We start from the raw sequence: 24,729 nt of genomic DNA, 5'->3' as shown, positions 1-24,729 counted from the left end.
TATTTTAAAATAGTGTTTTCTATAATTCAGTTGTTGGAGTTTGATTATGTTATAATAAACATATAATTTTAAAAGGGATTGGTAAGATGAAAAGCAATATTTTTGCACATATTATAATAGATAATAATAGCACTAAAACAGATAGAGTATATACATATAAGGTACCCAATGATATGATAAATCTAATTGAAGTAGGGAAAAAGGTATTGGTGCCCTTTGGCTTTGGGAACAAATTGATTGAAGGCATTATAATATTTGTAACTGATAAAATAGATGTTGAAATAAAAAAAATAAAGTATATAAAAAAGGTATTGTCAGAAAAGCCATTGCTAGATAAGAATATGGTATCTTTAGGACTTTGGATGAAAGAAAAATATCTTTCTACCTATATTGATGTCTTTAGAACCATTGTACCTACAGGAATTTTTAAGAAAACTAAAAGATATATAGAAATGACTATAGATTTAGATGAAGTTAAAATGGAAAAAATCACTTCACAAAATCAAAGAAATATTATTGACTTTTTACAGTTAAATGGACAAGTGGAAATTAATAAACTTAAAACTGCTTTAAATATGCCAAATATATATAGTAGCATAGAATCATTAAAGAGGAAGGGAATAATTAATAGTATAGAGAAAATAGATGTAGGAATAAATAAAAAATATGAAAAACATGTACTATTGATGGTAGATGATTTAAATAGTGTCATTAGTAGTTTAAGCAGAAATGCCTATAAGCAGAGAGATATATTGGAGATATTGAAAGAAAACAATTCTATGAGTTTGAAAATGCTTATGCAAATGTCTGATGCTAGTTTTTCATCTATAAAGGCATTACAAAAAAAGGGCATCATAAGTATAACAGATAAAGAAATAAAAAGAGATCCTATTAACAGTAATATAAAGCCATTTGAAAAACATGTTTTAAATAAAGAGCAAAGGCAATGCTATGAAACAATCATAAATGAGATGGATTTCAAAAAAGGAAAAAAATTCCTGGTACACGGAGTAACTGGAAGTGGTAAGACTGAAATTTATTTGCAAGTAATAGAGGAAGTGTTAAAGAAGAAAAAGCAAGCAATAGTACTGGTACCAGAAATATCCTTAACACCTCAAACTGTAGACAGATTTGTAGGTAGATTTGGGAATAAGGTAGCTATCCTTCATAGTAGACTATCTTTAGGTGAAAGGTATGATCAGTGGAGAAGGATTAATGAGGGAGATGCAGATATAGTGGTGGGGGCAAGGTCAGCTATATTCGCTCCTTTTAATGATTTGGGCTTAATAGTTATTGATGAAGAGCATGAAAATAGTTATAAATCTGGAATGAACCCAAAGTATGATGCTATTGAAGTGGCAGAAAAAAGATGTGATTTAGAAGGTGCTGGATTGATATTAGCTTCGGCTACACCTTCATTAGAGACATATTATAGGGCAAAGGCAGGGAATATCAAATTATTGACACTGAATAAAAGGGCCAATAATTTAAATATGCCCAGTGTTGAAATAGTGAATATGAAGGATGAACTTATGTTAGGAAACAAATCTATTTTAAGCTATAGTCTATATAAAGGGATACAAGATAATTTAAAAAAGGGTCAGCAGACAATATTGTTTTTGAATAGGAGGGGACATTCTACATTTGTTTCTTGCAGAGAATGTGGGTATGTGGCTAAATGTAAAAATTGTGACATATCTTTAACATATCATAGCTATAATGATTTATTAAAATGTCATTATTGTGGCATGACAATGAAATTACCTAAAATATGTCCTAGTTGTGGAAGTAAATATATTAAATCCTTTGGAGTTGGCACTCAGAAAATAGAAGAATTTATAAAAAAAGAGTTTCCTAAAAGCAGAGTGGCCAGAATGGATGTGGACACTACAACATCGAAAGGTAGCCATGAAAGAATTTTGAATAAGGTTAAGACGGGTCAGATAGATATACTTATAGGAACTCAAATGATAGCTAAAGGTTTAGATTTTCCCAATGTGACTTTAGTAGGTATTATTGCTGCAGATTTAACATTGAATTTACCAGATTATAAGTCTTCCGAAAGAACATTTCAATTAATTACTCAGGTTAGTGGTAGGGCAGGTAGAGGTGATGTGAAAGGAAGAGTTATATTACAAACATATCAGCCAGAGCATTTTTCTATAATATATGCACAGAATAATGACTATATTAGCTTTTATAACGAAGAAATAAAAATAAGAGAATTATTCAAGTATCCACCCTATGGTGAATTAGTTAATATATTGTTTTATGGTCCAAATATTAAAAGGGTGCAGGAGGTTTCAAAGATTATATGTAATGAACTAAAAAATAGATTCAAAGAAGAAGGAATAATAGTTGAGGATATTTTTGGTCCTAGAAGTGCTCCTTTGGCTAAGATCAAAAACAATTATAGGTTGCAAATAATAATCAAAATAGATAGTATCTATATTGAAGGGATTAAAAATATATTATATGATATTTGTATAAAGCAAAGATTTAAAGGATTGAAAATTAGCTTAGATATAAATCCAAATTCTATAATGTAGGAGATGATAGTATGGCTATAAGAAATGTGAGAATAGAAGGAGACCCTATTTTGAGGAAAAAATCAAGGGTTGTAGAAAAAATAGATGATAGGTTAAAGGTATTGATAGATGATATGATAGATACAATGAGAGAAGAGGATGGTGTAGGATTAGCAGCACCTCAAGTAGGAATTTTAAGGAGAGTAGTAGTAATAGATGTGGGTCAAGGACTATTGAGGCTGATAAATCCTGAGATTATATATCAAGAGGGAGAAGCCATAGATGTAGAGGGTTGTTTAAGTGTTCCTGACAGATCTGGAAAGGTTAAAAGGCCTAGAAAAGTAAAGGTTAAATATATGGATATAAATGGAGAAGAGAAAGTTATAGAAGGCGAAGGATTATTAGCAAGGGCACTATGCCACGAGACAGATCATCTGAATGGAATATTATATATAGACAAACTTTTCAAAGAATAGGGAGTTGATCAAATGAAAGTAATATTTATGGGTACTCCAGATTTTGCAGTACCTACCCTTAAAAAAATTTATGAACATGGAGATAAAATAGATTTAGTTATAACACAACCTGATAAGCCCAAAGGAAGGGGAAAGAAATTTCTACCTACACCAGTGAAAAAAAAGGCATTGGAATTAGGGCTAGAAGTATATCAACCAAAGAGTGTAAATAACGAAGAATCTATTTCTTTAATCAGAAGCTTAGATCCTGATATTATAGTTGTAGTAGCATATGGACAAATACTAAAGGAAGATATTCTTAATATACCTAGATTGGGATGTGTGAATGTTCATGCATCACTTTTACCTAAATATAGGGGAGCAGCTCCTATAAACTGGGCTATAATTAATGGAGAGCATAAGACTGGAGTAACTACTATGTTTATGGCAAAAGGGTTAGATAGTGGAGATATGCTGTTAAAAAAAGAGGTAGATATATTAGAAGATACCAATGCTGAACAACTCCATGATGAACTTATGAATGAGGGGGCTAAGTTACTTATAGATACTATGGAAGGGTTGAATAAAAAAACAATTATACCAGAGCCTCAAGAGCATAAGTCATCTACTTATGCACCAATGTTAAATAAAGAATTGGGACATATTAATTGGAATAAAAATTGTAAAGATATTAGAAACTTAATAAGAGGTACAAATCCTTGGCCGTCAGCTTACTTCATATATAATGATATTAAAGTCAAAGTTTTTGATGGAGAAATAATAGAAAAAAATGTAAATGAATCACCAGGAAAGATAGTGGATGTAGATGATAATGGTATATATATAAAGTGTTTAGATTACTTATTATTAATAAAAGAAATCCAATTTCCAGGTAAGAAAAGAATGGCTGTTAAAGATTATTTGAGGGGAAATGAAATTAAAAAGAATATATTATTGAAATAAATTTATAGACAAATAGATATGTGGAAGTGATTCAATGAAAGAGGACTTTAAGGCGTTTGCAAAGGGAGCACTACTGGTTATTCTGATATTAATTGCTGTGTTAGCATTTAGTATATATTTCATGATAAACGAAGTAACATTGTTTACAAAAGGTATTTTGATTATTATAATTTTATCTGGATTTATATTTAATATTATGATTATCTGGAGCTTGGTTGCTATATATAGATTGAATAATGGGAAGAATATAGATAATATAAGTTCTAAAACATTAGATCTATTTGTATCTTTAATATATCCCTTACTTAAATTAATTTCTAAAATAACAGGGATAGATATCAATATTTTAAGGAGAAGTTTAATACAAATAAATAATTTAATAGTAAATAGTAAAGATATTAAGGTAAGGAAAGAAGACATATTGATATTATTACCCCATTGTTTACAAAACGCTCAATGTGATATAAAGGTAACAAATGATATAAATAATTGTAAAATGTGTGGGAAGTGTAATATTAAAGATATGTTGGATTTAGTAGATAAGTATAAAGTTAAAGTAGTAGTAGCTACAGGAGGAACCCTTGCAAGACAATGGATAAAAAGGTATAAACCTAAGGCTATAATAGCTGTAGCATGTGAAAGAGATTTAATAAGCGGAGTAACCGATGTTAAATCGATTCCTGTTAAGGGTATATTTAATGAAAGGCCCAATGGACCTTGTTTTAATACAAAAGTAGACATGAAAAAAATAGAGGAAGCTATTGTTAAATTTATGAAGGAGGAATGATTTATGTACTACCCATATTATACATTTGGACCTGAGATGCTTATACTTATTCCAGCTATAATTTTTGCCCTTTATGCACAGACCAAGGTATCTAGTACTTTTAATAAATATTTAAAAAGGGCGAGTATTTCAGGATATACTGGGTTTCAAGTGGCTAGAAAGATATTGGATAGGAACGGATTACATGATGTAAGAGTAGAATATATTGGAGGGCATTTGACAGATCATTACGATCCAAGAAGTAAGGTTTTGAGATTATCTAAACCTGTTTATAGTAATTCCTCTGTAGCTTCTGTTGGTGTTGCAGCTCATGAAGTAGGTCATGCACTACAACATGCAAAGGGATATTTTCCATTGATATTGAGGAATAACATTGCTCCTATAGCTGGATTTGGATCTAGATTTGTATGGATATTGATATTAGGAGGACTACTTATAGGGGCTCAATCAGGTCAATTTATGATTAAGACAGGTATATTGCTTTACTTAGGTGTTGTAGCTTTTCAGATAGTAACACTGCCCGTGGAAATTAATGCCAGTAGAAGGGCATTGGCACAATTGGAATCAGGCATCTTAACTGCAGATGAATTGAAACCTACTAAAAAAGTATTAGACGCCGCTGCATTGACTTATATAGCTGCTACACTTACTGCTATTGCACAATTGATAAGATTGCTTATGCTTGCTAATAGAAGAGATTAAGGGGGTAACGGCCCCTTAATTTTTTTTGTTTTAATAAAAATAACTGTGATATAATTATCAATAAAACAATTTTTTGAAATTTAATTTATGAGAGGAGAAATATATGGGAAATAATAGTAGAGATATAGCCCTTACTATATTATATGGAGTAAACGAAAAAGGAGCCTATTCCAATGTAGCAATGAATAAAAATATAAATAAATCCAGTGATTATAGAGAGCAAGGATTAATACGAGAGATAGTGTATGGAGTTTTAGAAAATAGAATTTATATAGATTGGGTAATAAAGAGATTCTCTAAAATAAGGTTCAGGAAATTGTCACCTAGGATTAGAGAGATATTAAGAATGGGTGTTTATCAGATTATGTTTATGGATAGAATTCCTGATAGTGCTGCATGCAATGAATCAGTTAAGTTAAGCAAAAAGTATGGTCATAGAGGTTCAATAGGATTTGTCAATGGATTACTCAGAAATGTAGTAAGAAATAAAAAAAATATACAAAATGAATTGAATAAAAAACAAGATAAAGAGTTTTTGTCTATCAAATATTCTCATCCAATCTGGTTAATAGAGAATTGGATAGAGGAATTTGGAACCCAATTTACAGAGAAACTTTTAATGGCTAATAATAGTAGACCTTTATTAAATATAAGAGCTAATAGCCTAAAAATTTCCAGAGAAGATTTAATACAAAAATTAAGTAATGATGGAATAAGTGTTGATAAATGTAGATATGCTAAAGATGGTATTGTGGTATATAATCCTAAGGGTATAACTGAAACTGATTATTATAAAACAGGGCTATTTACTATTCAAGATGAAAGTTCCATGTTGGTAACTGAAATTATGAATCCTAAAAAGGATAGTGTTACAATAGATGTATGTAGTGCTCCTGGAGGCAAGTCAACTCACATGGCAGAATATATGGGAGATAAAGGAAAAATTATATCTAGAGATATACATGATCATAAAATAGAATTGATAAAGAGCAATGCTAATAGATTGGGAATACATATAATAAAACCAGAAGTATATAATGCCCTTAAATTGGATAATAGCTTAATAGGAATAGCTGATTATTGTTTGGTTGATGCTCCTTGTTCAGGATTGGGATTAATTAGGAGGAAGCCAGAGATAAAGTATAATAGGACTGAAAAAGATATAAAAGAATTATTAAAATTACAAATTGATATACTAAATATAGCAGCAAATTATGTAAAAAAAGGTGGTATATTAATATATAGTACATGTACCATAAACAAGGATGAAAATATTGAATTAGTACAAAGATTTTTAAAGCAAAATGATTTTAAATTATGTCCTATTGATGATTTAATAGATTTAGATATAAAATTAAATCAAGAACAGATAAATATGGGATATTTAGAACTATATCCCAATATTCATGAAACAGATGGTTTTTTTATTGCTAAAATGGTTAGAATATAAATTATAGCATGGAAATATTAGGTATCATAAAAAATTAAAAAAATATATATAGTACTGATTATATGGTATAATATATTTTTGAATAGGATAAGCAATTAAAATCAAATAGGAGTGGTGTTTTGGAAAAATTAGATTTAAAATCCTACACTTTAAAGGGATTAAAAGATATATTTATAAAATTAGGATTAAAAGGATATCGTGGGGAGCAAGTATTTAGGGCTATACATCAAAAGATGGTTCAATCTATAGACGATATATTAGGATTACCTAAAGCTCTACGGGACAAGCTGAAAGAAAAATACTATATCTCTGATATAAAAATATTTAAGAGATTTGATTCTAAGTTGGATAATACTAAAAAATATTTGTTTATGTTGGAAGATGGCAATTTGATAGAAAGTGTTGTTATGTATTACAAGCATGGTATAACTGTGTGTATATCCACTCAAGTAGGTTGTAAGATGGGATGCGAATTTTGTGCGTCTACTAAAGATGGATTTATAAGAAATATGTCGTCGGGAGAGATATTAGATCAAATATATAAAATACAGAAAGATTTAGATATAAAAATAAACAATATTGTTATAATGGGAAGTGGAGAACCGTTAGATAATTATCATAATGTAATAGATTTTTTATATAATATCCATGATGCTAAAGGTCAAAATATAGGATATAGACATATAGCTCTTTCTACATGTGGTATAGTTCCTGCTATTTATAAGCTTGCAGATGAGAATATTCCTATAACTCTTTCTATATCATTGCATGCATCGTCTAACAAAGAAAGGGAAAAAATTATGCCTATTGCCAAAAAATATAATATTGATGAACTAATAAATGCATGTAGATACTATATAAATACTACAAATAGAAGAATAACTTTTGAATATACTATGGTAAATGGTGTAAATGACAGAAGAAAAGATGCAAAAGAACTGATAGATCTTTTAGGGGGGATGTTATGTCATATAAATATAATTCCCCTTAATCCTGTTGAAGAAAGTAAATTAGATAGGTCCTATGATAAAAATATTAAAAAATTTGTATCCATATTACAAGATGGAGGTATTAATGCTACTATTAGAAGGGAGATGGGGTTAGATATAAATGGAGCATGTGGTCAATTGAGAAGGGACTATATGAATATGAATGATTCTCGATAATTTTTATGAAGCGGGGGTTAATTATGAATGTAGCTGTAAAGACTGATGTAGGTTTAATAAGAGAAATAAATCAAGATGCATACCTATGGTGTAGTGAACCAAATATAGCCTTGTTTGCTGTTGCAGATGGTATGGGTGGACATAATGCTGGAGAAATAGCAAGTTCATTAGCTATTAATACAATAAATGATATTATATATAGGGATAAAAATAAGCTTGAAAATGGAGACTCAAATATTTTTAGATTGATATATAATATATTGAATAAAGCTAATAATGTAATACTTAGTAAATCAGAGAAAGAAAATGATCTGAGTGGAATGGGAACTACCATAACACTGGCATATATTTATGATGACAATATTTATATAGGGCATATTGGAGATAGTAGAGCTTATTTATTCAGGAATAACAAATTAATACAGATAACTGAGGACCATTCATTAGTTGCGCAATTGGTTAAAAATGGTACCATAAGTGAAGAAGAGGCGGCTAATCACCCACAAAAGAATATAATTACAAGAGCTCTGGGAACAGATTATATAATAAAGCCCGATATATTTAAACGAGATATAGAAAATGGAGATATAATTATGCTTTGTACTGATGGTCTTACTAATATGTTAAAAGATGAGGATATATCAGAAATATTGACAAAAGAAGAAAATTTAGATGTGGCGTGTGATACTCTTATAAATAAAGCTAATAATGTTGGCGGCACAGATAATACAACGGTTATGCTAATAAAGGTCGATTAGAAAAGAGGTGAAATGATGATAGGAAAATTATTGGGAAATAGATATGAGATACTTGAAAAAATAGGTGGAGGAGGAATGGCACTAGTCTACAAAGCTAAATGTAGATTGCTAAATAGATATGTGGCAGTAAAGGTGTTAAGACCAGAATTCACCAATGATGAAGAGTTTATAGACAAATTCAGAAAGGAGTCCCAAGCTGCAGCTAGTCTATCTCATCACAATATAGTAAATATATACGATGTGGGTTCAGAAGGTAGTATATATTATATAGTGATGGAATACATAAAAGGTAAGACTCTTAAAAAATTAATAAATGAAAAGGGAAAGTTAGAAGTAAATGAAACGATAGAGATATCGATACAAATAGCGGAAGCATTGAATCATGCACATAAAAATCACATAGTCCACAGAGATATTAAGCCTCATAACATAATGGTCACTGATGATGGAAAAATTAAGGTTACAGATTTTGGCATAGCTAGAGCGGCTACATCATCTACTGTGACGAATACTAGTAATGTTATTGGATCAGTACATTATTTCTCTCCAGAGCAGGCAAGGGGAGGCTATACTGATGCAAAATCAGATATATATTCTCTAGGCATAGTGATGTATGAAATGATGACAGGAAGAGTGCCTTTTCAGGGAGAAAGTCCTATATCAGTAGCACTTAAACATATCCAGGAAGATATAATTCCACCTAGAGAGATTGATAAAAATGTGCCAGAGAATATGGAACGTATTATAAGGAAGGCTGTACAAAAAGACCAAAGTTTAAGGTATAATAGTGCAGAAGAAATATTGGAAGATTTACGGAAAGTAAAAAATGGTAAAGGACAAGAAAGTATAATTGAATTTAAAGATTATAATGATTCCCCTACTTTGGTTATGCCAGCCGTTAAGGAGGATGTTAATATCAACGAGAACAGAGATAAAGAAAGAAGAAAAATAAAGAAGAATCATCATAATGTCAATAACAATAAAAGAGGGAAAAGCAGAAAAATAACTATGCTTGCCATTATAACGGCATTTATATTTTCTTTTGCTATTGCCTTTGGATATTTTGCATTAAAAGGATATTTAAAGGGAGAAGATATAATTGTACCTGATGTAGAAGGATTGGAACAAGATGTAGCTAAAATGAAGCTTGAGAATGAAGGTTTAAAAATGGTTGTCAAAGCAGAAAGAAACGATGACACTTTAAAGGAAGGTTATATAATAGAACAAATGGAATCTCCAGGGAATAAAGTGGCCGAAGGGTTCCCTATTGAAGTAATTGTTAGTAAAGGGGTAGAAACTGTTAAAGTACCTGATCTCCTGAATTTAACATCTAATGAAGCGATTATAAGCTTAAATGATTTAGAATTGGAAGGGGAAGTTTCTTATGAGAATAGTGAATACCCTATAGGAACGGTTATAAATCAGGATCCAAGTGCTTATGAAGAAGTGCCAAAAAATACAAAAGTAAGTTTTACTGTAAGTAATGGTCCTAAAAAAGTATATATAACTATGCCTAATGTTGTAGGTTTAACTAAAGAGAAGGGTGAATCACAGTTAAGGGCCAAAGGATTTGAGAAAGTGAAAGTAGAAGAAGAATCTAATGAAGAGTATGATAAAGGGATAATTTTTTGGCAAAGTTTCCCATCGGGAGAAGAGGTTGAAGAAAACATAACAATAAATTTAAAGATAAGTAGTGGTCTACCAATACCTGATGAAAATAACGAGCAAAATGAAAATGGTGATGAAAATAGTGAAGAAGTGAGTGAAGAAGTAATAGTAAGGACATTAACATTACAGCTTCCAAGTGATAAAGAGAAATACGGTGATGATGTTAAAGTGAAAATAGAAAAAGAAGAAAATGAAGAGAGAAAGACTATATACGAAAAAACTCATAAATTAAATGAAGGTGGAATCAAAGTACCTGTATCGGGCAAAGGAAAAGTAAAGGTTATAATATATTTTGATGATGAATATATAACAGAAAAAGAAATAGAGCTTTAAAAATAACAGGAAGGAGTGGATTAATGCTAGAAGGCATTATAGTTAAAGGTATAGGTGGTTTTTATTATGTGAAAGTCAATAATGATGTTTATGAATGTAGGGCACGAGGATTGTTTAGGAAAAAATCTGTGAAGCCTTTAGTAGGAGATAAAGTTAAAATAGAAGTTACTGATGAAGATAAAAAAATAGGGTATGTGATGGAATTGTTTGATAGAGAGACTGAGCTTATAAGACCTCCTGTGGCTAATGTAAATCAGGCTGTTATAGTTTTTTCTATAAAACAGCCTGATCCTAACTTATGGCTATTGGACAGATTTTTAATATTAGCAGAAAGTCAAGATTTAGATATATATATATGTATTAATAAGATAGATTTAGCCAGTGTTGAAGAATTGGAAAAAATAAATACTATTTATAGCAATGCAGGATATAAAGTTATAAATACTACAGTAAAAAAAGGACTAGGTATAGATGAATTAAAATCTGTATTAAAAGACAAGATAACTGTATTCGCAGGTCCTTCAGGGGTAGGGAAGTCTACTCTTTTAAATAATATTCAAAAAGGTCTCAATCTTAAAGTAGGTGATATAAGTAAGAAAACTAATAGAGGAAAACATACTACGAGATGGGCTGAATTATTGGAATTAGATATGGGTGGTTGGGTAGTAGATACAGCTGGTTTTAGTTCTTTAGATTTAAGTTTTATTCAAGAAGAAGATTTAGAATTATATTTTAAGGAAATATATGAAAAAAGTCATTTATGTAGATTTAATGGTTGTAAGCATTATAAGGAACCTGATTGTGCTATAAAAAATAGCTTAGAGGATGGAGAAATAAGTAAAACAAGATATGACAGTTATATTAACTTTTTGCAAGAAATAAAAAATAACAGGAGGTATTAAAATTATGATAAAGATTGCACCTTCTATACTTTCTGCTGATTTTAGTAATTTATATGAGCAAATAAAGTATATAGAAAAAGGTGGGGCAGATTTAATACACCTAGATATAATGGATGGTGTATTTGTACCTAATATAACCTTTGGAGCACCAGTAATAAAATCTATAAGAAAAGTAACTGATTTACCTTTTGATGTACACTTGATGATAGACAAGCCTGAAAGATATATAGATGATTTTGTAGCTGCTGGAGCAGATATAATAACAGTTCATCAAGAATCAACAATACATTTGCATAGAACTGTTCAGATGATAAAAAATAGTGGAATAAAGGCAGCTGTGGCATTAAACCCTGCAACCCCTTTGGAATCTATTTATCATGTACTACCAGATATTGACATGGTTCTTATTATGACTGTAAACCCAGGCTTTGGGGGACAGAAGCTTATAAATAATATGGAAAGAAAAGTAAGAAACCTAAGGGATATAATCAATAGAGAGGGACTTGATATAGATATACAGGTGGATGGAGGAATAAAGCTTGACAATATAAATAGAGTAATGGATTGGGGAGCTAATGTATTTGTAGCAGGTTCTGCTGTATTCAAAGCGGACAATATATTAGAGGCTGTAAAAGAATTTAAACATATATGTAAAGAATAGAGGGATTTTATGAAATGTATTGTTATAGCCAGCGGAGATGGCGGAGATCCTCAATTAATTAAAAATATTTGTGATACAGGGGATTTTATAATATGTGCAGATGGTGGCGCTAAGCACGCAAAATTATCCTCTGTAGTCCCTAATATAATAATAGGTGATCTAGATTCTATAGATGAAGATGATCTTAAATGGTTCGATAGATTTAATGTTCCCATAAAGGATTTTCCTACAAAAAAAGATTATACAGATATGGAGTTGTGTTTAAACTTTGCTGTGGAGAAGGGTGCTACAGAAATTACAATATTGGGTGCCATAGGTTCTAGATTAGATCATAGCATAGCTAATATAATGCTTCTATACGATTTATTTCAAAAAGGAATAGATGCAAAGATAATAAATGACCATAATAAGGCATTTTTATTTTCTGGCAGAGGCAAGGTATTAAAGGAAGATTATAAATACATATCTCTAATACCTATATTTGGAGATGTTTCTGGTATTACATTAAAGGGATTTGAATATAAATTAAATAAAGCTACAATAAAGTTTTCTGCTACATTGGGAATAAGTAATGAATTGATAGAAGATGAGGGAGAAATAGATATTGAAGACGGTATATGTTTAGTCGTTAAATCAAAGGATTAATATAAAGACCATTTAGGTCTTTTTTTATTATTTAATAAATGCACCATATTACTTTTTTCTAAAGTTAGTAACAAATATTATTTTATAGAATACAATAAATAAAAGCAATACTCTATAGGGGTGTAATAAATGAGATGGAAAAAAAGAAAGATGTATCATTGTCATAGTTATAAAAAAATGATTGCTATTATTATGTCTGTGATAGGTTGTATAATAATAATTCAAGTAGTACCACTTAAAGTATGGCTATTAATATTAGGCGTACTATTAGTTATTTCCGGGTGGATAATTTTTAGAATGACTTAAATTGGACATAATAAAGTAAAAGGCCCCTTTAAACGAGGAGCCATGATATCTATAAAGCCCTTTTTACTTTATCAGACCTTAAACATCTTGTACATACATTCATTCTTCTTGGTGTTCCATCAATAACTACTTTTACTTTTCTAATATTTGGTTTCCAAGTTCTTCTTGAATGACGCATAGAAAAACTAACATTGTTACCACTCATTTTTCCTTTTCCACATACTTCACAGTAATTTGCCACAAAAAACACCTCCTTAACTACGGAACATAACTAATACACTATAAACATCACTATTTTAACACAGTATAACATATAATTGCAATATCTATTTTAAAAATTGTATGTTTGTATTATAATATATTGGGAATAAATCAAGTATATAATGAAATTCTACATGTGTTGATTAGATATGAAATATAATGTAGAATATATATATAAAAAAGATTTAAAGGGAGGCCTGTTAATGCCTAGTAAAATAGTTAACCAATATGGTAGTGTAAATGTTGATGATACTGTTATAGCTACAATAGCTGGCATGGCTGCTATGGAATGTTATGGATTAGTAGGTATGGCAAGTAGGAATGCAACAGATGGTTTAGTTAAGCTTTTAAAAAAGGAACATTTAACAAAAGGAGTAAAGGTTAGTACAGTTGAAAATAAAGTTTCGATAAATTTATATATAGTAGTACAGTTTGGTGTGAAAATATCTGTAGTAGCCAATAATATAATAGATAAGGTGAAATATAATATTGAAAATATGACAGGTATGGAAGTTGAAAGAATAAACGTATATGTACAAGGGGTAAGAGTACAAAAGTAAATTAAGGAGGTACTGATTTTGAAAATTGAATATATAGATGGGGATTTGCTTAAGAAGGCTTTTATAGTGGGAGCAAATACCCTTGAGAAGAATAAAGAAGGTGTCAATGCCCTGAATGTTTTTCCGGTGCCAGATGGAGACACAGGCACTAATATGTCGTTGACTATTCAATCGGCAGCAAAGGAAATAAAAAATATAGATTCCAATAATATAGATGATATAGTTAAAGGGATAGCTAAAGGTTCTTTGATGGGGGCTAGAGGAAATTCCGGAGTAATATTATCTCAATTATTTAGAGGGTTTAGTAAAGGTCTTCAAGGTAAAAAAAGATTAGATGTAAAGGTATTGGCTGAAGGATTTAGAATGGCATCGGATACTGCATATAAAGCGGTAATGAAACCTATAGAAGGTACTATATTGACTGTTGCTAGAGAATGTGCAGAAAAGGCTATGGAGATATATCGTCAAGAGAAGGATATACAAGTGTTTTTAGAGACAGTTATAAATCATGGACAAGAGGCATTAGAGAGAACTCCAGAGATGTTAGATGTCTTGAAAACGGCTGGAGTAGTAGATGCAGGTGGCAAGGGATTAATATATATATTAAAGGGAATTTTAGATGGTTTGATGGGAAAAGAATCGGCTGTACTTGAAGATTATTCTGATTACTCTAACGAAAGGGATACTGATCCAGCTACTGACATTAAATTTGGATATTGTACCGAATTTATTATTAATAAGGCTAAAGTAGACGAAAATGAGTTTAGACAAAAGATATCTTTTTATGGTGATTCTTTGATGGTTGTAGGTGGAGAAGATGTAGTGAAAGTACACATACATACCAATAATCCAGGAAAAGTTATAGAAGAGGCACTTAAATCAGGAGAACTTATAGATATAAAGATAGATAATATGAGATATCAACATCAGAATAAAGTATTAGACGATAAAGAAGATCATATAAATGATAATGACAAATATGGGGAAGAAGAATACAAAAAATATAGTTTTATTTCTGTGGCTATGGGTGATGGTATAGCTGACGTGTTTAGAGAGCTTAAAGTTGATTATATAATACCTGGTGGGCAGACTATGAATCCTAGCACTGAAGATATAATTAAAGCTATAAATGAGGTAAAAGGCGAGAGTATAATAATTTTGCCTAATAACGGTAATATAATATTAGCTGCAAATCAAGCTAAAGATCTAAGTGATAGAAACATATATGTATTGCCAACTAAAACTATACCTCAAGGTGTAGCTGCTTTGTTGGCCTTTGAAAGTGATATGGATATAGATAAAAACATAGAAAATATGACAGATGCATTTGAACATGTAAAAACAGGACAGGTTACCTATGCAGTTAGAGATACTAATATAGATGATAAAGAAATCAATAAAGATGACATAATAGGTATTTGTAATGGAGAGATATTATCAGTAGGTGATGATATTGAGAATGTGTCCATGGAATTATTAAAGAACACAATAGAAGAGGACAATGACCTTATAACTATATTTTATGGAAACGATGTGTCTGAAGAGGAAGCCGAAAAATTATCACAATCCTTAGAGAAGGAATTGGAGGATTATGATATAGAAGTAGTCTATGGTGGACAGCCTTTATATTATTATATATTCTCTATAGAATAATATAGTTAGTAGTTTAGCAGTTGGTAGTTAGTAGGTTATGGTAGAAATCTATAGAATTTCATCATTGGTCTATTGATTACTAGCAACTAGCTACTAACTGTTTTTATTTTTAATTGAGATAGAAGCTGATTTATTAGAGGTGATTAGATTGAATAGTTTATATTCTTCAGTTCAATACATAAAAGGAGTAGGCCCCAAAAGAGCTAAAGTTTTAAAGAAAATGGGTATAGAAAATGTTAGAGATTTAATTTATTATTTTCCTAGATCCTATGAAGATAGAGGTAGCTTTAATAAAATTAAAGATTGTAAAAATGATGAAAAGGCTAACCTAAAGGTTAAGATATCTGGAGCACCTAGTATATCAAGGCCTAGAAGGGGTATGAGTATAATTAAGGTTCCCGTTTCAGATGGCACAGGGGTGGCCTATCTTGTATGGTTTAATCAAAATTATATCTTAGATAGTTTAAAGATGGGCAGTATAATTAAAGTAAGTGGTAAAATAAAGATGAAATATGGGCAGATACAAATTAATAGTCCAGCAATAGAAAAAGATGATGGACAAAATAAAAGGGTAGGGAGAATTATTCCCATATATCCCTTGACCAAGGGTATAAGTAATAATGAAATAATGAAAATAGTAGAGAATGCCTTAAATGCTGTGGTCAATGAGGTAGATGATATTTTACCTAAAGATATAGTTGAATCTCTAAAATTATATTCTATACAGAATGCATTGGTTAATATACACTTTCCAAAAACAAGGAGTGATTATTTAAAGGCTAAACAAAGGTTAGCCCTTGAAGAGTTTTTATTGTTACAGTTAGGTCTTTATTTAATAAAGCATAAAAATAGTCATAAAAGTCAAGGAATTAAGTTTGACGATGTAATTGAGATAAAGGAATTTATTAATAAATTACCATTTAGTTTAACAAAGGCACAACAGAAAGTATTTAATGAAATCTCAAAAGATATGGAATCTCCTAAAGTAATGAGTAGGTTGGTACAAGGAGATGTAGGTTCAGGAAAGACTATTGTGGCTATTATGGCTATGTTTAAGGCCATTAGAAGTGGATATCAAGCAGTAATGATGGCGCCAACGGAAATATTAGCTACTCAACATTATGAAAGCATTAGTGAAATGTTGGATGATTATGGAATTAAATGCGAACTATTGATAGGAAATATTTCTGCCAAGAAAAAGAATGATATACTAAAGAGAACCCGAGAGGGGGAAATAGATATACTAGTAGGAACCCATGCTTTGATTCAAGATACAGTTAAATTTAACAAACTAGGTCTAGTAATAACTGATGAGCAACATAGATTTGGAGTAAAACAAAGGGCATTGTTAACTCAAAAAGGCAAAAATCCTGATGTGTTGGTAATGACTGCTACTCCTATACCAAGGACATTGGCCTTAATATTATATGGTGATTTAGACATTTCTATAATAGATGAACTGCCTCCTGGTAGAAAGAAAATAGAAACTTATGCTACAATAGCAAAAATGAAAAACAGAGTTTACAACTTTATAAAAAAACAGGTAAAAGAAGGAAGACAAGCTTATATTGTTTGTCCCCTTGTGGAAGACTCTGAAGAATTATCTTTACAATCAGCAACAGAATTATATAATAGTCTTAAAAAATATTTTGTTGATTTGAGGTCAGGGCTTCTTCATGGTAAGATGAAGGGGAAAGAAAAAGACAATATAATGAATGAATTCAAAAAAGGTAATATAGATGTATTGGTATCTACTACAGTAATAGAGGTGGGAGTAAATGTGCCCAATGCAAATATAATAGTAATAGAAAATGCAGAGAGGTTTGGTCTAGCCCAACTCCATCAGCTGAGAGGACGTGTTGGAAGGGGAGAATATCAGTCATATTGCATATTAATTAGTGAAGGAAAAAGTCAAATAGCTAGAGAAAGAATGAAAATAATGGAACAGACTACTGATGGGTTTGTAATTTCGGAAAAAGATTTGAAACTAAGAGGTCCTGGAGAATTTTTTGGCACACGACAACATGGATTGCCTGATTTGAAAATAGCAAATATATTTACTGATATGAAATTATTGAAGTTATCTCAGAAGGTGGCAAGTTATATTTTAAAACAAGACCAATATTTGCAATCTAAAAAATATACGAAACTTAAGGAGCATATTATATATATGTTCGGAGATAGAATTGAAGATATAACTCTAAGCTGACTTTTTAGTCAGCTTTTCTTTGTGTTGTATAAAGTAATGTGCTAAAATATAAATATTAGAGTGTTGGGAGGTATTAATAATATTGAGAGTTATAACAGGTAGTGCTAAAGGTCGTAAACTAAAGACGCCTAAGGGTCTGAGAATAAGACCTACATCAGATAGAATTAAAGAGTCTATATTCAACATAATAGGCGATATAAAAGATGATGATATTGTTTTAGATCTTTTTTCAGGTACAGGCAGTATGGGGATAGAGTTTTTAAGTAGAGGAGCAAAAAAATGTTTTTTTATAGATAATCATATTGACAGCATAAAAATTATAAAAGAAAATTTAATAAATACTAAATTGATAGATAAAGCTAATATATATAAAAATAATAGTAAGAATGCTATTGCTATTTTAGGTAGAAAAAATGTAAAATTTAAATATATATTTTTAGATCCACCATATAATGAAGAGCTTATAATGCCAGTGTTAAAAGAAATAGATAGACATGCATTATTGAAACAAGATAGCGGAGTCATAGTAGAACATGAATCTAAATTATCTTTACCAGACTTTGTTGGTAATATTTACAAAATAGACAGCAGAAGATATGGAGACACTGGAGTATCATTTTTCAAATTGAAATGCTAACTAGTTAAAGGAGGTTTTATATACAATGGTAGCGATTTATCCAGGTAGTTTTGATCCAGTAACTAATGGTCATTTAGATATAATAAAAAGGAGTAGTAAAAAGTTTGATAAAATTATTGTTACTGTATTAAATAATCCATCAAAAAAGCCTATGTTTACTGTTCAAGAGAGAATAGAGCTTTTAAAAGAAGTTACAAAAGACTTTGGTAATGTGGAAATAGATTGTTTTTCAGGTTTATTAGTTGATTATGCTAAGAGTAAAAATGTATCAATAATAATTAAAGGACTTAGAGCTGTAGCAGATTTTGAATATGAATTTCAAATGGCATTGTTAAATTCTAGTTTGAATAAAGATTTAGAAACTTTTTTTCTAATGACTAGTAATAAATATTTGTTTTTAAGTTCCAGTTTAGTAAAGGAAGTGGCTCAATTTGACGGAGATATATCTAGTTTAGTACCTAAAATAGTTGAAAAAGCCATATTTGAAAAAATAAGGGGGGTTTAAAATGGATGTATTGAGACTTTTAGATGAAATAGAGGATATTCTTGAGGAAAGTTCTACTATACCCTTTGCAGGAAAATTGTTGGTGGATAAAGAAGATATATTAGATGTAATTAAAGAAATAAGAATTAAATTGCCAGATGAAATAAAACAGGCAGAATGGATAAAAGAAGAAAGGCAAAGAATACTTGCAGAGGCCCAAAATGAAGCCGATACAATGATTGAAGAAGTAAAGGTACATATGGAAGAAATGATAGATGAAGAGGAGATAACTAAAAAAGCTAAGGAAAGGGCCGAAGAAATTATAGGTAAGGCACAAGTGAATGCAAAAGAAATTCGACTTGGTGCTAGAGAGTATGCTGATGAACTTTTAAAAGAGGTTCAAGAAAAATTAAACTTTGTAATAGATACTATTGACAAAAATAGGGATGAATTAAAAGGATTTTAAACCAAATAAGGCGATATTTATCGCCTTATTTACTAATTAATCTAGCCATTTCAACGCCAGAACATGATGCCATCATTAGACCCCTTGTAAGACCACATCCATCCCCTAAGAAATGTAAATTTTCAATATTTCCTTGAAAATGCTTATCTATTTTTACTTTATTTGAATAAAACTTAACTTCTGGGCCGTATAACAATGTCTCTGGGCTGGCAAAACCTGGGACAATTATATCCATAGCTTCTATAAATTTAATTATATTCATCATTGGACGGTATGGAATAGCTGAGGTAATGTCTCCAGCAACTGCATCCTTGAGTGATGGCTTTACATTGGATTGACTAAGTTCTTTTTCCCAAGTTCTTTTACCATCTATTATATCTCCATATCTTTGAACTAGAATTCTATTATTACCTAACATATTGACTAATTGAGCAACTTTTTTTCCGTATTCAATGGGCTGATTGAAGGGATATCTAAAATTGTGAGAGCTTAATATGGCTAAATTTGTATTTTGACTCTTTTTTTCTTTGTATGAATGGCCATTAACTACAGCTAAGTTATTATCGTATTTTTCTTCTGAAACAAAACCACCTGGATTTTGGCAGAATGTACGTACTTTATCTTTGAAAGGCTTTGGATATCCAATTAATTTACCTTCATATAAGACGTTATTTATTTGCTCCATAATTTCATTTCTGACTTCAACTCTTACTCCAATATCTACAGTTCCAGCACTATGGTTTATGTTATGAAGTACACACATTTGTTTTAACCAATCTGCACCTTTTCTTCCCACTGCAAGAATAATTTTTTCGCCGTATATGGTCTCTATGTTTCTATCATTGCATTCTCTGTAATCCATAGATTTTAAAGCTTTAATGCCTATAGCTTTGTTATTTTTTATTATTAAATCTTTAACTGTAAAATTGACTTTTAATTCTACACCAGAGGCTACTAAGTAATCTTGGATTTTTTTATATATTGTATGAGCTTTTTCAGTGCCTAGATGTCTAACAGGACAATCAATCAATTTCAAATTGGCTTTAATTGCCTTTCGTCTTATTTCTTGAACTAATTTATCATTTCCTAACCCTTCTACATGGGGATCTGCTCCAAAATTGAGATATATATTGTCTGTATATTTTATTAACTCCTTAGTTTTATCATAGCCTATATATTCAGGCAACATCCCACCTACTTCTGGACTTAGACTTAATTTGCCATCAGAAAAAGCCCCTGCACCTGAAACTCCAGCTGTGATATTACAATATGGAGAGCAGTTAACACATACATTGGTTTCTTCTTTGGGACAATGTCTGTTTTCTACTTTTTCTCCCTTTTCTAATAATAATATTTTTTTATTAGAATTGAGGTTGATTAATTCTAAAGCTGTAAATAGTCCAGCTGGACCAGCTCCAACTATAATTACATCGTATTTCATATCCTCACATCCTATCTTGTATATTATCGACAATATAATAATATCACAAAATACGAACATTTCAACTAAAAAAACTAAAAAATATTCGATGACTTTAGTTTAATACTCTTTTTTAAATATGGAAATAGCCTTAAATATTAATAAATTTATCACAGATAAGATTAGAGTAATAATAATAATAAAAATAAATATTTTTGTATTTTTAACAAATAAATTTATGAAACTCATATTTTTTTCAAAAACTAAATTTTTGGCTACTGATATAGAGAGATTAAATAGGTTTAATTTTAATATTATAATTGTAAATAGAGAAGCAAAGACACCTTGTAAAAATTTAGATAAAATGTAAATGCTCATTTTTATTTTTGATTCAAACATAAATGTAGCCACTTGACTATGTATAGACAATCCGCTCCATCCTATTAAGAAATTTATCAAGCAAAGTTTAAATCCAATATTTTGAGCATTGGATTCTGCTATTAATTTACAGCCATTGGTTACTTCAATGAAACCAGCAATTAGCCCTTTGTATACATCTTTATTTTGAGAAAAAGGTATGATTTTCATTAGAACATACGATATTAGATCTATAATTTTAGATATGTTTAGTGCTTCGATTATTACTGAATAGAGGATTATAAATCCTCCTATTAATAATATAGTTTTGAAAGAATCATTTACACTATTATTTAATACTTTGCCTATGCTGATTTTTTTTATTTGTCTATATTTTCTTATCTTTTTTATATTGTATTTATAATTTTTATTTTTATATGGAGTTTTTTTATCTACTTTATAATATTTAAATAGTAGGCCCATAGCTATAGCTGATAAGTAATGGGGAATTGCTATTAATGGAGCTAAAGCTTGGGAATTTAGCATACCTACTGAAACAGCTCCTATCATAAAAAGAGGACCAGAAGTGGAACAAAAAGATAATAATCTTTGTCCTTCGTATATGGAAATTTTTTTTTGGTTAGTTAGTTGGGAAACCAATTTTGCTCCTACTGGATAACCTGAAGTTATACTCATGGCAAAGGTGAAAGAACCTTCACCAGGGACATTAAATAAAGGCCTCATAAAGGGTTCTAACATGAGAGAGATAAAGTCCAATACCCCTAATTTCATTAATAGTTCTGAGATTATGAAAAAAGGCAATAGAGAAGGTAGCACTGTATAAAACCAAGTATCTACTCCATCGATAGAAGCCTTTATCATCTTATCTGGATATACAATCAATGTGATTGTTATATAGATTAAGAATATAATAATAAATATGTAACCTATATTATTTATGTATTTTTTAATATAATTCATAATTATCCCTCCATATTCAACCTCTTATATTATATTTAATGTTTATTATTTATATGAGTTTTAGATATATCATATTAACATTAAATTAGTCTTAAGAATATAAATATAATAAGAGGGTGGTGAAGCTATGGAAAAAGTTATAGGTTATACTATAAATGGGGAAAAAATATTAGCGGCAACAGGAACTGCATGTGCTTGCATATTAATTTGTAAGGAATGTGGAGCTGTAATATCTACTATGAATGGTTGTGCTGAAGCGTATTGTCCTAAATGTGCCATAAGAAAAGGCATAGTGACTACAAAAGAAGTTAAGAGAGATTTGGAGGAGCATCCTCGAGTTATTTGAGCTCGAGGATTAATAATTTTAATACTGTACATGTTTACAAAGCATATTTAATGGACAATTGTTGCATATGGGATTTTTCCTACAATATTTTTTAGCTAATGATACAATTAATGCATGATATTCATTATATATGTATGTATTTTTTGGAAGGTTGTCTATAAAGAGCTTTTGTAATATATCATAATTGTCATTATCTGTAATTCCTATCCTAGTCATGATTCTTTTTGTATATGCATCTACTACAAAAGCTTCTTTATCTAATGCATATAGAAGTATTGAATCAGCTGTTTCTTTTCCTATACCATTTATTGACAACAACATATTTCTTAATTTTTCAGTCTCTATTTTTTCTAATCTATCAATGGAAAAATCATATTTATAAAACCAATTGAGAAAATTTTTTATGCGTTTTGCTTTTATATTAAAAAAACCACTGGGTTTTATTAGTATTGCTAATTTTTCTATATCCATTTCATAGATTATTTCTGGAGTCAAAAAGGGTTTTAGATTTTTTATAGCTTTTTCTACATTGTTCCATGATGTATTTTGAGTAAGTATTGCACCGATAATTACCTCGAATTGGGAATCTGCTGGCCACCAATTTTGAACTCCTAAGGTTTCATGAAGTACATTATATATATGCTGAATTTTATTGTGGGACAAAGTTAATCACACTCCTTTTTAATATATGGAGAAACAAAAAAATCCAAATTGTTTTTATACTGATTTGAATTTAGTCCAAGAAAATATACATTAGTAGCCTCTATGTCAAAGGATATCATCTTTTCTAAATGCAATGAAGAATGTTTTTTATAATCTGCAAATTTGGTTATTATGGGTAGTTTGCAGGAATTCTTATTTTTAGATAAAAGGTACAGGCCATTTTTACTGGCACCTAAAAGCCTTAAATATTGAGGACCTTTTTTGTGTAACTCTTTGAATGTATATTGATCGATGCCCAACAATAGGTGGATTAAAATTCTTTGGAGTCTAGTGAATGTATACCTTTTGGTTTTAATATTATCTAAAAAATCAATAATAGAAGAATAATTTTTTAGATATTTAATGATTCTGTTATCCAAACCTTCATCTATGTCCATTATTTCAGACAAAAATTGATTATGTCTAGTTGATAAGAGATATAGTATTATTTTGGTATAATTCTCCAAACTATTAACATTGTTATACTTTTTTAAAAAATCCTTGATATATAGATAACAATTGTTAGGAATAAACCCAGATATATTTTGTAAGTCATATGAATGAAGTATTTCTTTTCTAATGGCAGTGGCACTAGATATATTTTTATCAAGTTCAGTTGAGTTGTAATGGGCACCTATTCTTTTTATTGTAAAGGGTCTGATATTGCCTTTTATTGAGTTAAGGGTTTTTAAATATTCTATTCCCAATATATTATTGGGATTAGACAATATGGAGTCAATATCATATTCTAAATTATATTTTGAAAGATACTTTGTGAGGGCATGGCTTCTAGCTTTTGGAAAGGGCAGGCCTTTGTTTAAATAGTATTTTAATGAGTCTTTGAATGCTGGTGGTTCTTTAATTAGTAAATTAGATATCGTATTCAATGGATGTATACTGCCACATTCACTACCAAAGCACAATGAATCTATAAATCCTAATCCATCTAGTAGTTTTATTGATCCTTCTGCGTAGAATTCTGCACTTTGACAAGAATAGATTGAAGGGATTTCGAAAACTAAATCAACACCGTTATCTATTGCCATTTTGGCCCGTGTCCATTTGTCTAATATGGCTGGCTCGCCCCGTTGAACAAAATTACCACTCATTACTGAAACTACATATTTACATCCTGTTTTTTCTTTTGCTTTATTTAAATGGTATAAATGGCCATTATGAAAGGGATTATATTCAGTTACTATACCTACTGTTTCCATAAATAAACACCTCCACAATAATAGTAGAATGCTATATTACATAGTCTATAATAATATCTTAAACATATCTAGTAATAATACAAATTAAAATAATAAAAATTTCAATGAGGTT

Annotated in this window: 25 protein-coding genes; 20 read left to right on the top strand and 5 right to left on the bottom strand. The window is 30.1% G+C overall.

Annotation, left to right across the window (positions count from 1 at the left end):
* Positions 1–86 precede the first annotated feature (86 nt).
* From priA to Q326_RS18415, 13 genes are all read left to right on the top strand, one after another.
* Positions 87–2,549, top strand: a complete 2,463-nt coding sequence (gene priA / locus Q326_RS0102275; protein WP_034600871.1) for a primosomal protein N' — start codon at positions 87–89, stop codon at positions 2,547–2,549.
* Positions 2,550–2,560: 11 nt separating this feature from the next.
* A complete protein-coding gene (gene def / locus Q326_RS0102270) occupies positions 2,561–3,004 on the top strand; it encodes a peptide deformylase (RefSeq protein WP_026893913.1) in 444 nt (147 codons plus the stop codon).
* Between the two features lie 12 nt (positions 3,005–3,016).
* Complete coding sequence (gene fmt, locus Q326_RS0102265) at positions 3,017–3,946, top strand: methionyl-tRNA formyltransferase (RefSeq protein WP_026893912.1); 930 nt, start codon at positions 3,017–3,019, stop codon at positions 3,944–3,946.
* Between the two features lie 34 nt (positions 3,947–3,980).
* Complete coding sequence (locus Q326_RS0102260) at positions 3,981–4,733, top strand: DUF116 domain-containing protein (protein WP_026893911.1); 753 nt, start codon at positions 3,981–3,983, stop codon at positions 4,731–4,733.
* A 3-nt stretch (positions 4,734–4,736) separates the two neighbouring features.
* Complete coding sequence (locus tag Q326_RS0102255) at positions 4,737–5,435, top strand: zinc metallopeptidase (RefSeq protein ID WP_026893910.1); 699 nt, start codon at positions 4,737–4,739, stop codon at positions 5,433–5,435.
* Between the two features lie 103 nt (positions 5,436–5,538).
* On the top strand, positions 5,539–6,885 hold the full coding sequence (gene rsmB / locus Q326_RS0102250; RefSeq protein WP_026893909.1) for a 16S rRNA (cytosine(967)-C(5))-methyltransferase RsmB: 1,347 nt from the start codon (positions 5,539–5,541) through the stop codon (positions 6,883–6,885).
* A 119-nt stretch (positions 6,886–7,004) separates the two neighbouring features.
* Positions 7,005–8,051 carry a dual-specificity RNA methyltransferase RlmN gene (gene rlmN / locus Q326_RS0102245; RefSeq protein ID WP_026893908.1) on the top strand — a complete coding sequence of 349 codons (1,047 nt, stop codon included), beginning with the start codon at positions 7,005–7,007 and terminating at the stop codon, positions 8,049–8,051.
* Between the two features lie 23 nt (positions 8,052–8,074).
* On the top strand, positions 8,075–8,809 hold the full coding sequence (locus Q326_RS0102240; protein ID WP_026893907.1) for a Stp1/IreP family PP2C-type Ser/Thr phosphatase: 735 nt from the start codon (positions 8,075–8,077) through the stop codon (positions 8,807–8,809).
* A 15-nt stretch (positions 8,810–8,824) separates the two neighbouring features.
* Positions 8,825–10,810: a Stk1 family PASTA domain-containing Ser/Thr kinase gene (pknB, locus tag Q326_RS0102235; protein WP_026893906.1), complete on the top strand. Its 1,986-nt coding sequence runs from the start codon at positions 8,825–8,827 to the stop codon at positions 10,808–10,810.
* Positions 10,811–10,833: 23 nt separating this feature from the next.
* The gene (rsgA, locus tag Q326_RS0102230) at positions 10,834–11,712 is read left to right on the top strand and encodes a ribosome small subunit-dependent GTPase A (RefSeq protein ID WP_026893905.1); all 879 of its coding nucleotides are present in this window, start codon (positions 10,834–10,836) and stop codon (positions 11,710–11,712) included.
* Between the two features lie 4 nt (positions 11,713–11,716).
* The gene (gene rpe / locus Q326_RS0102225; RefSeq protein WP_026893904.1) at positions 11,717–12,373 is read left to right on the top strand and encodes a ribulose-phosphate 3-epimerase; all 657 of its coding nucleotides are present in this window, start codon (positions 11,717–11,719) and stop codon (positions 12,371–12,373) included.
* Between the two features lie 9 nt (positions 12,374–12,382).
* Positions 12,383–13,018, top strand: coding sequence for a thiamine diphosphokinase (locus Q326_RS0102220; protein ID WP_026893903.1), 636 nt, complete (start codon positions 12,383–12,385; stop codon positions 13,016–13,018).
* A 129-nt stretch (positions 13,019–13,147) separates the two neighbouring features.
* Positions 13,148–13,324 (top strand): hypothetical protein, encoded by a 177-nt coding sequence (locus Q326_RS18415; protein WP_156936224.1) that lies wholly within the window; start codon positions 13,148–13,150, stop codon positions 13,322–13,324.
* Positions 13,325–13,373: 49 nt separating this feature from the next.
* Here the strand turns inward: Q326_RS18415 and rpmB are convergent, their stop codons facing one another.
* Positions 13,374–13,565: a 50S ribosomal protein L28 gene (gene rpmB / locus Q326_RS0102210; protein ID WP_026893902.1), complete on the bottom strand. Its 192-nt coding sequence runs from the start codon at positions 13,563–13,565 to the stop codon at positions 13,374–13,376.
* A 223-nt stretch (positions 13,566–13,788) separates the two neighbouring features.
* Here rpmB and Q326_RS0102205 point away from each other — a divergent pair, with 223 nt between their 5' ends.
* The 6 genes from Q326_RS0102205 (at position 13,789) to Q326_RS0102180 (ending at position 19,594) form a co-directional block, all read left to right on the top strand.
* Positions 13,789–14,145 (top strand): Asp23/Gls24 family envelope stress response protein, encoded by a 357-nt coding sequence (locus Q326_RS0102205; protein WP_026893901.1) that lies wholly within the window; start codon positions 13,789–13,791, stop codon positions 14,143–14,145.
* Positions 14,146–14,163: 18 nt separating this feature from the next.
* A complete protein-coding gene (locus Q326_RS0102200; protein WP_026893900.1) occupies positions 14,164–15,798 on the top strand; it encodes a DAK2 domain-containing protein in 1,635 nt (544 codons plus the stop codon).
* 148 nt (positions 15,799–15,946) lie between these two features.
* Positions 15,947–18,007, top strand: a complete 2,061-nt coding sequence (gene recG / locus Q326_RS0102195; protein WP_034600867.1) for an ATP-dependent DNA helicase RecG — start codon at positions 15,947–15,949, stop codon at positions 18,005–18,007.
* 82 nt (positions 18,008–18,089) lie between these two features.
* Entirely contained in the window at positions 18,090–18,644 is a 555-nt protein-coding gene (rsmD, locus tag Q326_RS0102190) for a 16S rRNA (guanine(966)-N(2))-methyltransferase RsmD (RefSeq protein ID WP_026893898.1), read from the top strand.
* A 25-nt stretch (positions 18,645–18,669) separates the two neighbouring features.
* Positions 18,670–19,149 carry a pantetheine-phosphate adenylyltransferase gene (gene coaD / locus Q326_RS0102185; protein WP_026893897.1) on the top strand — a complete coding sequence of 160 codons (480 nt, stop codon included), beginning with the start codon at positions 18,670–18,672 and terminating at the stop codon, positions 19,147–19,149.
* A gap of 1 nt (position 19,150) precedes the next feature.
* On the top strand, positions 19,151–19,594 hold the full coding sequence (locus Q326_RS0102180; protein WP_026893896.1) for a hypothetical protein: 444 nt from the start codon (positions 19,151–19,153) through the stop codon (positions 19,592–19,594).
* Between the two features lie 25 nt (positions 19,595–19,619).
* Here the strand turns inward: Q326_RS0102180 and Q326_RS0102175 are convergent, their stop codons facing one another.
* Positions 19,620–21,035 (bottom strand): NAD(P)/FAD-dependent oxidoreductase, encoded by a 1,416-nt coding sequence (locus Q326_RS0102175; protein WP_026893895.1) that lies wholly within the window; start codon positions 21,033–21,035, stop codon positions 19,620–19,622.
* A 99-nt stretch (positions 21,036–21,134) separates the two neighbouring features.
* Positions 21,135–22,352, bottom strand: a complete 1,218-nt coding sequence (gene ylbJ / locus Q326_RS0102170; protein ID WP_051531024.1) for a sporulation integral membrane protein YlbJ — start codon at positions 22,350–22,352, stop codon at positions 21,135–21,137.
* Positions 22,353–22,479: 127 nt separating this feature from the next.
* Between ylbJ and Q326_RS0102165 the strand changes: the two genes are divergently transcribed.
* Positions 22,480–22,698, top strand: a complete 219-nt coding sequence (locus tag Q326_RS0102165) for a hypothetical protein (protein ID WP_026893893.1) — start codon at positions 22,480–22,482, stop codon at positions 22,696–22,698.
* Positions 22,699–22,716: 18 nt separating this feature from the next.
* On the opposite strand, the gene Q326_RS0102160 is transcribed toward Q326_RS0102165, so the two are convergent.
* Together Q326_RS0102160 and Q326_RS0102155 are read right to left on the bottom strand one after the other, a co-directional pair.
* Positions 22,717–23,361, bottom strand: coding sequence for an endonuclease III domain-containing protein (locus Q326_RS0102160; RefSeq protein ID WP_026893892.1), 645 nt, complete (start codon positions 23,359–23,361; stop codon positions 22,717–22,719).
* Positions 23,362–23,363: 2 nt separating this feature from the next.
* Entirely contained in the window at positions 23,364–24,617 is a 1,254-nt protein-coding gene (locus Q326_RS0102155; protein WP_026893891.1) for a nucleotidyltransferase, read from the bottom strand.
* Positions 24,618–24,729: the final 112 nt, after the last annotated feature.

Source organism: Clostridiisalibacter paucivorans DSM 22131 (genome assembly GCF_000620125.1).
Classification (GTDB): domain Bacteria; phylum Bacillota; class Clostridia; order Tissierellales; family Clostridiisalibacteraceae; genus Clostridiisalibacter; species Clostridiisalibacter paucivorans.
The sequence above is the reverse complement of the archived record's forward strand: the minus strand, read 5'-3'. Positions and strand labels throughout refer to the sequence as shown.

Excerpts from the sequence above, each read along its gene's own strand:
- Q326_RS0102155 (WP_026893891.1), bottom strand. The coding sequence starts at position 24,617 with ATGGAAACAGTAGGTATAGTAACTGAATATAATCCCTTTCATAATGGC.
- Q326_RS0102240 (WP_026893907.1), top strand. The coding sequence starts at position 8,075 with ATGAATGTAGCTGTAAAGACTGATGTAGGTTTAATAAGAGAAATAAAT.
- coaD (WP_026893897.1), top strand. The coding sequence starts at position 18,670 with ATGGTAGCGATTTATCCAGGTAGTTTTGATCCAGTAACTAATGGTCAT.
- def (WP_026893913.1), top strand. The coding sequence starts at position 2,561 with ATGGCTATAAGAAATGTGAGAATAGAAGGAGACCCTATTTTGAGGAAA.
- Q326_RS18415 (WP_156936224.1), top strand. The coding sequence starts at position 13,148 with ATGAGATGGAAAAAAAGAAAGATGTATCATTGTCATAGTTATAAAAAA.
- fmt (WP_026893912.1), top strand. The coding sequence starts at position 3,017 with ATGAAAGTAATATTTATGGGTACTCCAGATTTTGCAGTACCTACCCTT.
- Q326_RS0102205 (WP_026893901.1), top strand. The coding sequence starts at position 13,789 with ATGCCTAGTAAAATAGTTAACCAATATGGTAGTGTAAATGTTGATGAT.
- rsmB (WP_026893909.1), top strand. The coding sequence starts at position 5,539 with ATGGGAAATAATAGTAGAGATATAGCCCTTACTATATTATATGGAGTA.
- Q326_RS0102180 (WP_026893896.1), top strand. The coding sequence starts at position 19,151 with ATGGATGTATTGAGACTTTTAGATGAAATAGAGGATATTCTTGAGGAA.
- rpe (WP_026893904.1), top strand. The coding sequence starts at position 11,717 with ATGATAAAGATTGCACCTTCTATACTTTCTGCTGATTTTAGTAATTTA.
- pknB (WP_026893906.1), top strand. The coding sequence starts at position 8,825 with ATGATAGGAAAATTATTGGGAAATAGATATGAGATACTTGAAAAAATA.
- Q326_RS0102165 (WP_026893893.1), top strand. The coding sequence starts at position 22,480 with ATGGAAAAAGTTATAGGTTATACTATAAATGGGGAAAAAATATTAGCG.
- rsgA (WP_026893905.1), top strand. The coding sequence starts at position 10,834 with ATGCTAGAAGGCATTATAGTTAAAGGTATAGGTGGTTTTTATTATGTG.
- Q326_RS0102255 (WP_026893910.1), top strand. The coding sequence starts at position 4,737 with ATGTACTACCCATATTATACATTTGGACCTGAGATGCTTATACTTATT.
- Q326_RS0102220 (WP_026893903.1), top strand. The coding sequence starts at position 12,383 with ATGAAATGTATTGTTATAGCCAGCGGAGATGGCGGAGATCCTCAATTA.
- priA (WP_034600871.1), top strand. The coding sequence starts at position 87 with ATGAAAAGCAATATTTTTGCACATATTATAATAGATAATAATAGCACT.
- Q326_RS0102260 (WP_026893911.1), top strand. The coding sequence starts at position 3,981 with ATGAAAGAGGACTTTAAGGCGTTTGCAAAGGGAGCACTACTGGTTATT.
- ylbJ (WP_051531024.1), bottom strand. The coding sequence starts at position 22,352 with ATGAATTATATTAAAAAATACATAAATAATATAGGTTACATATTTATT.
- Q326_RS0102175 (WP_026893895.1), bottom strand. The coding sequence starts at position 21,035 with ATGAAATACGATGTAATTATAGTTGGAGCTGGTCCAGCTGGACTATTT.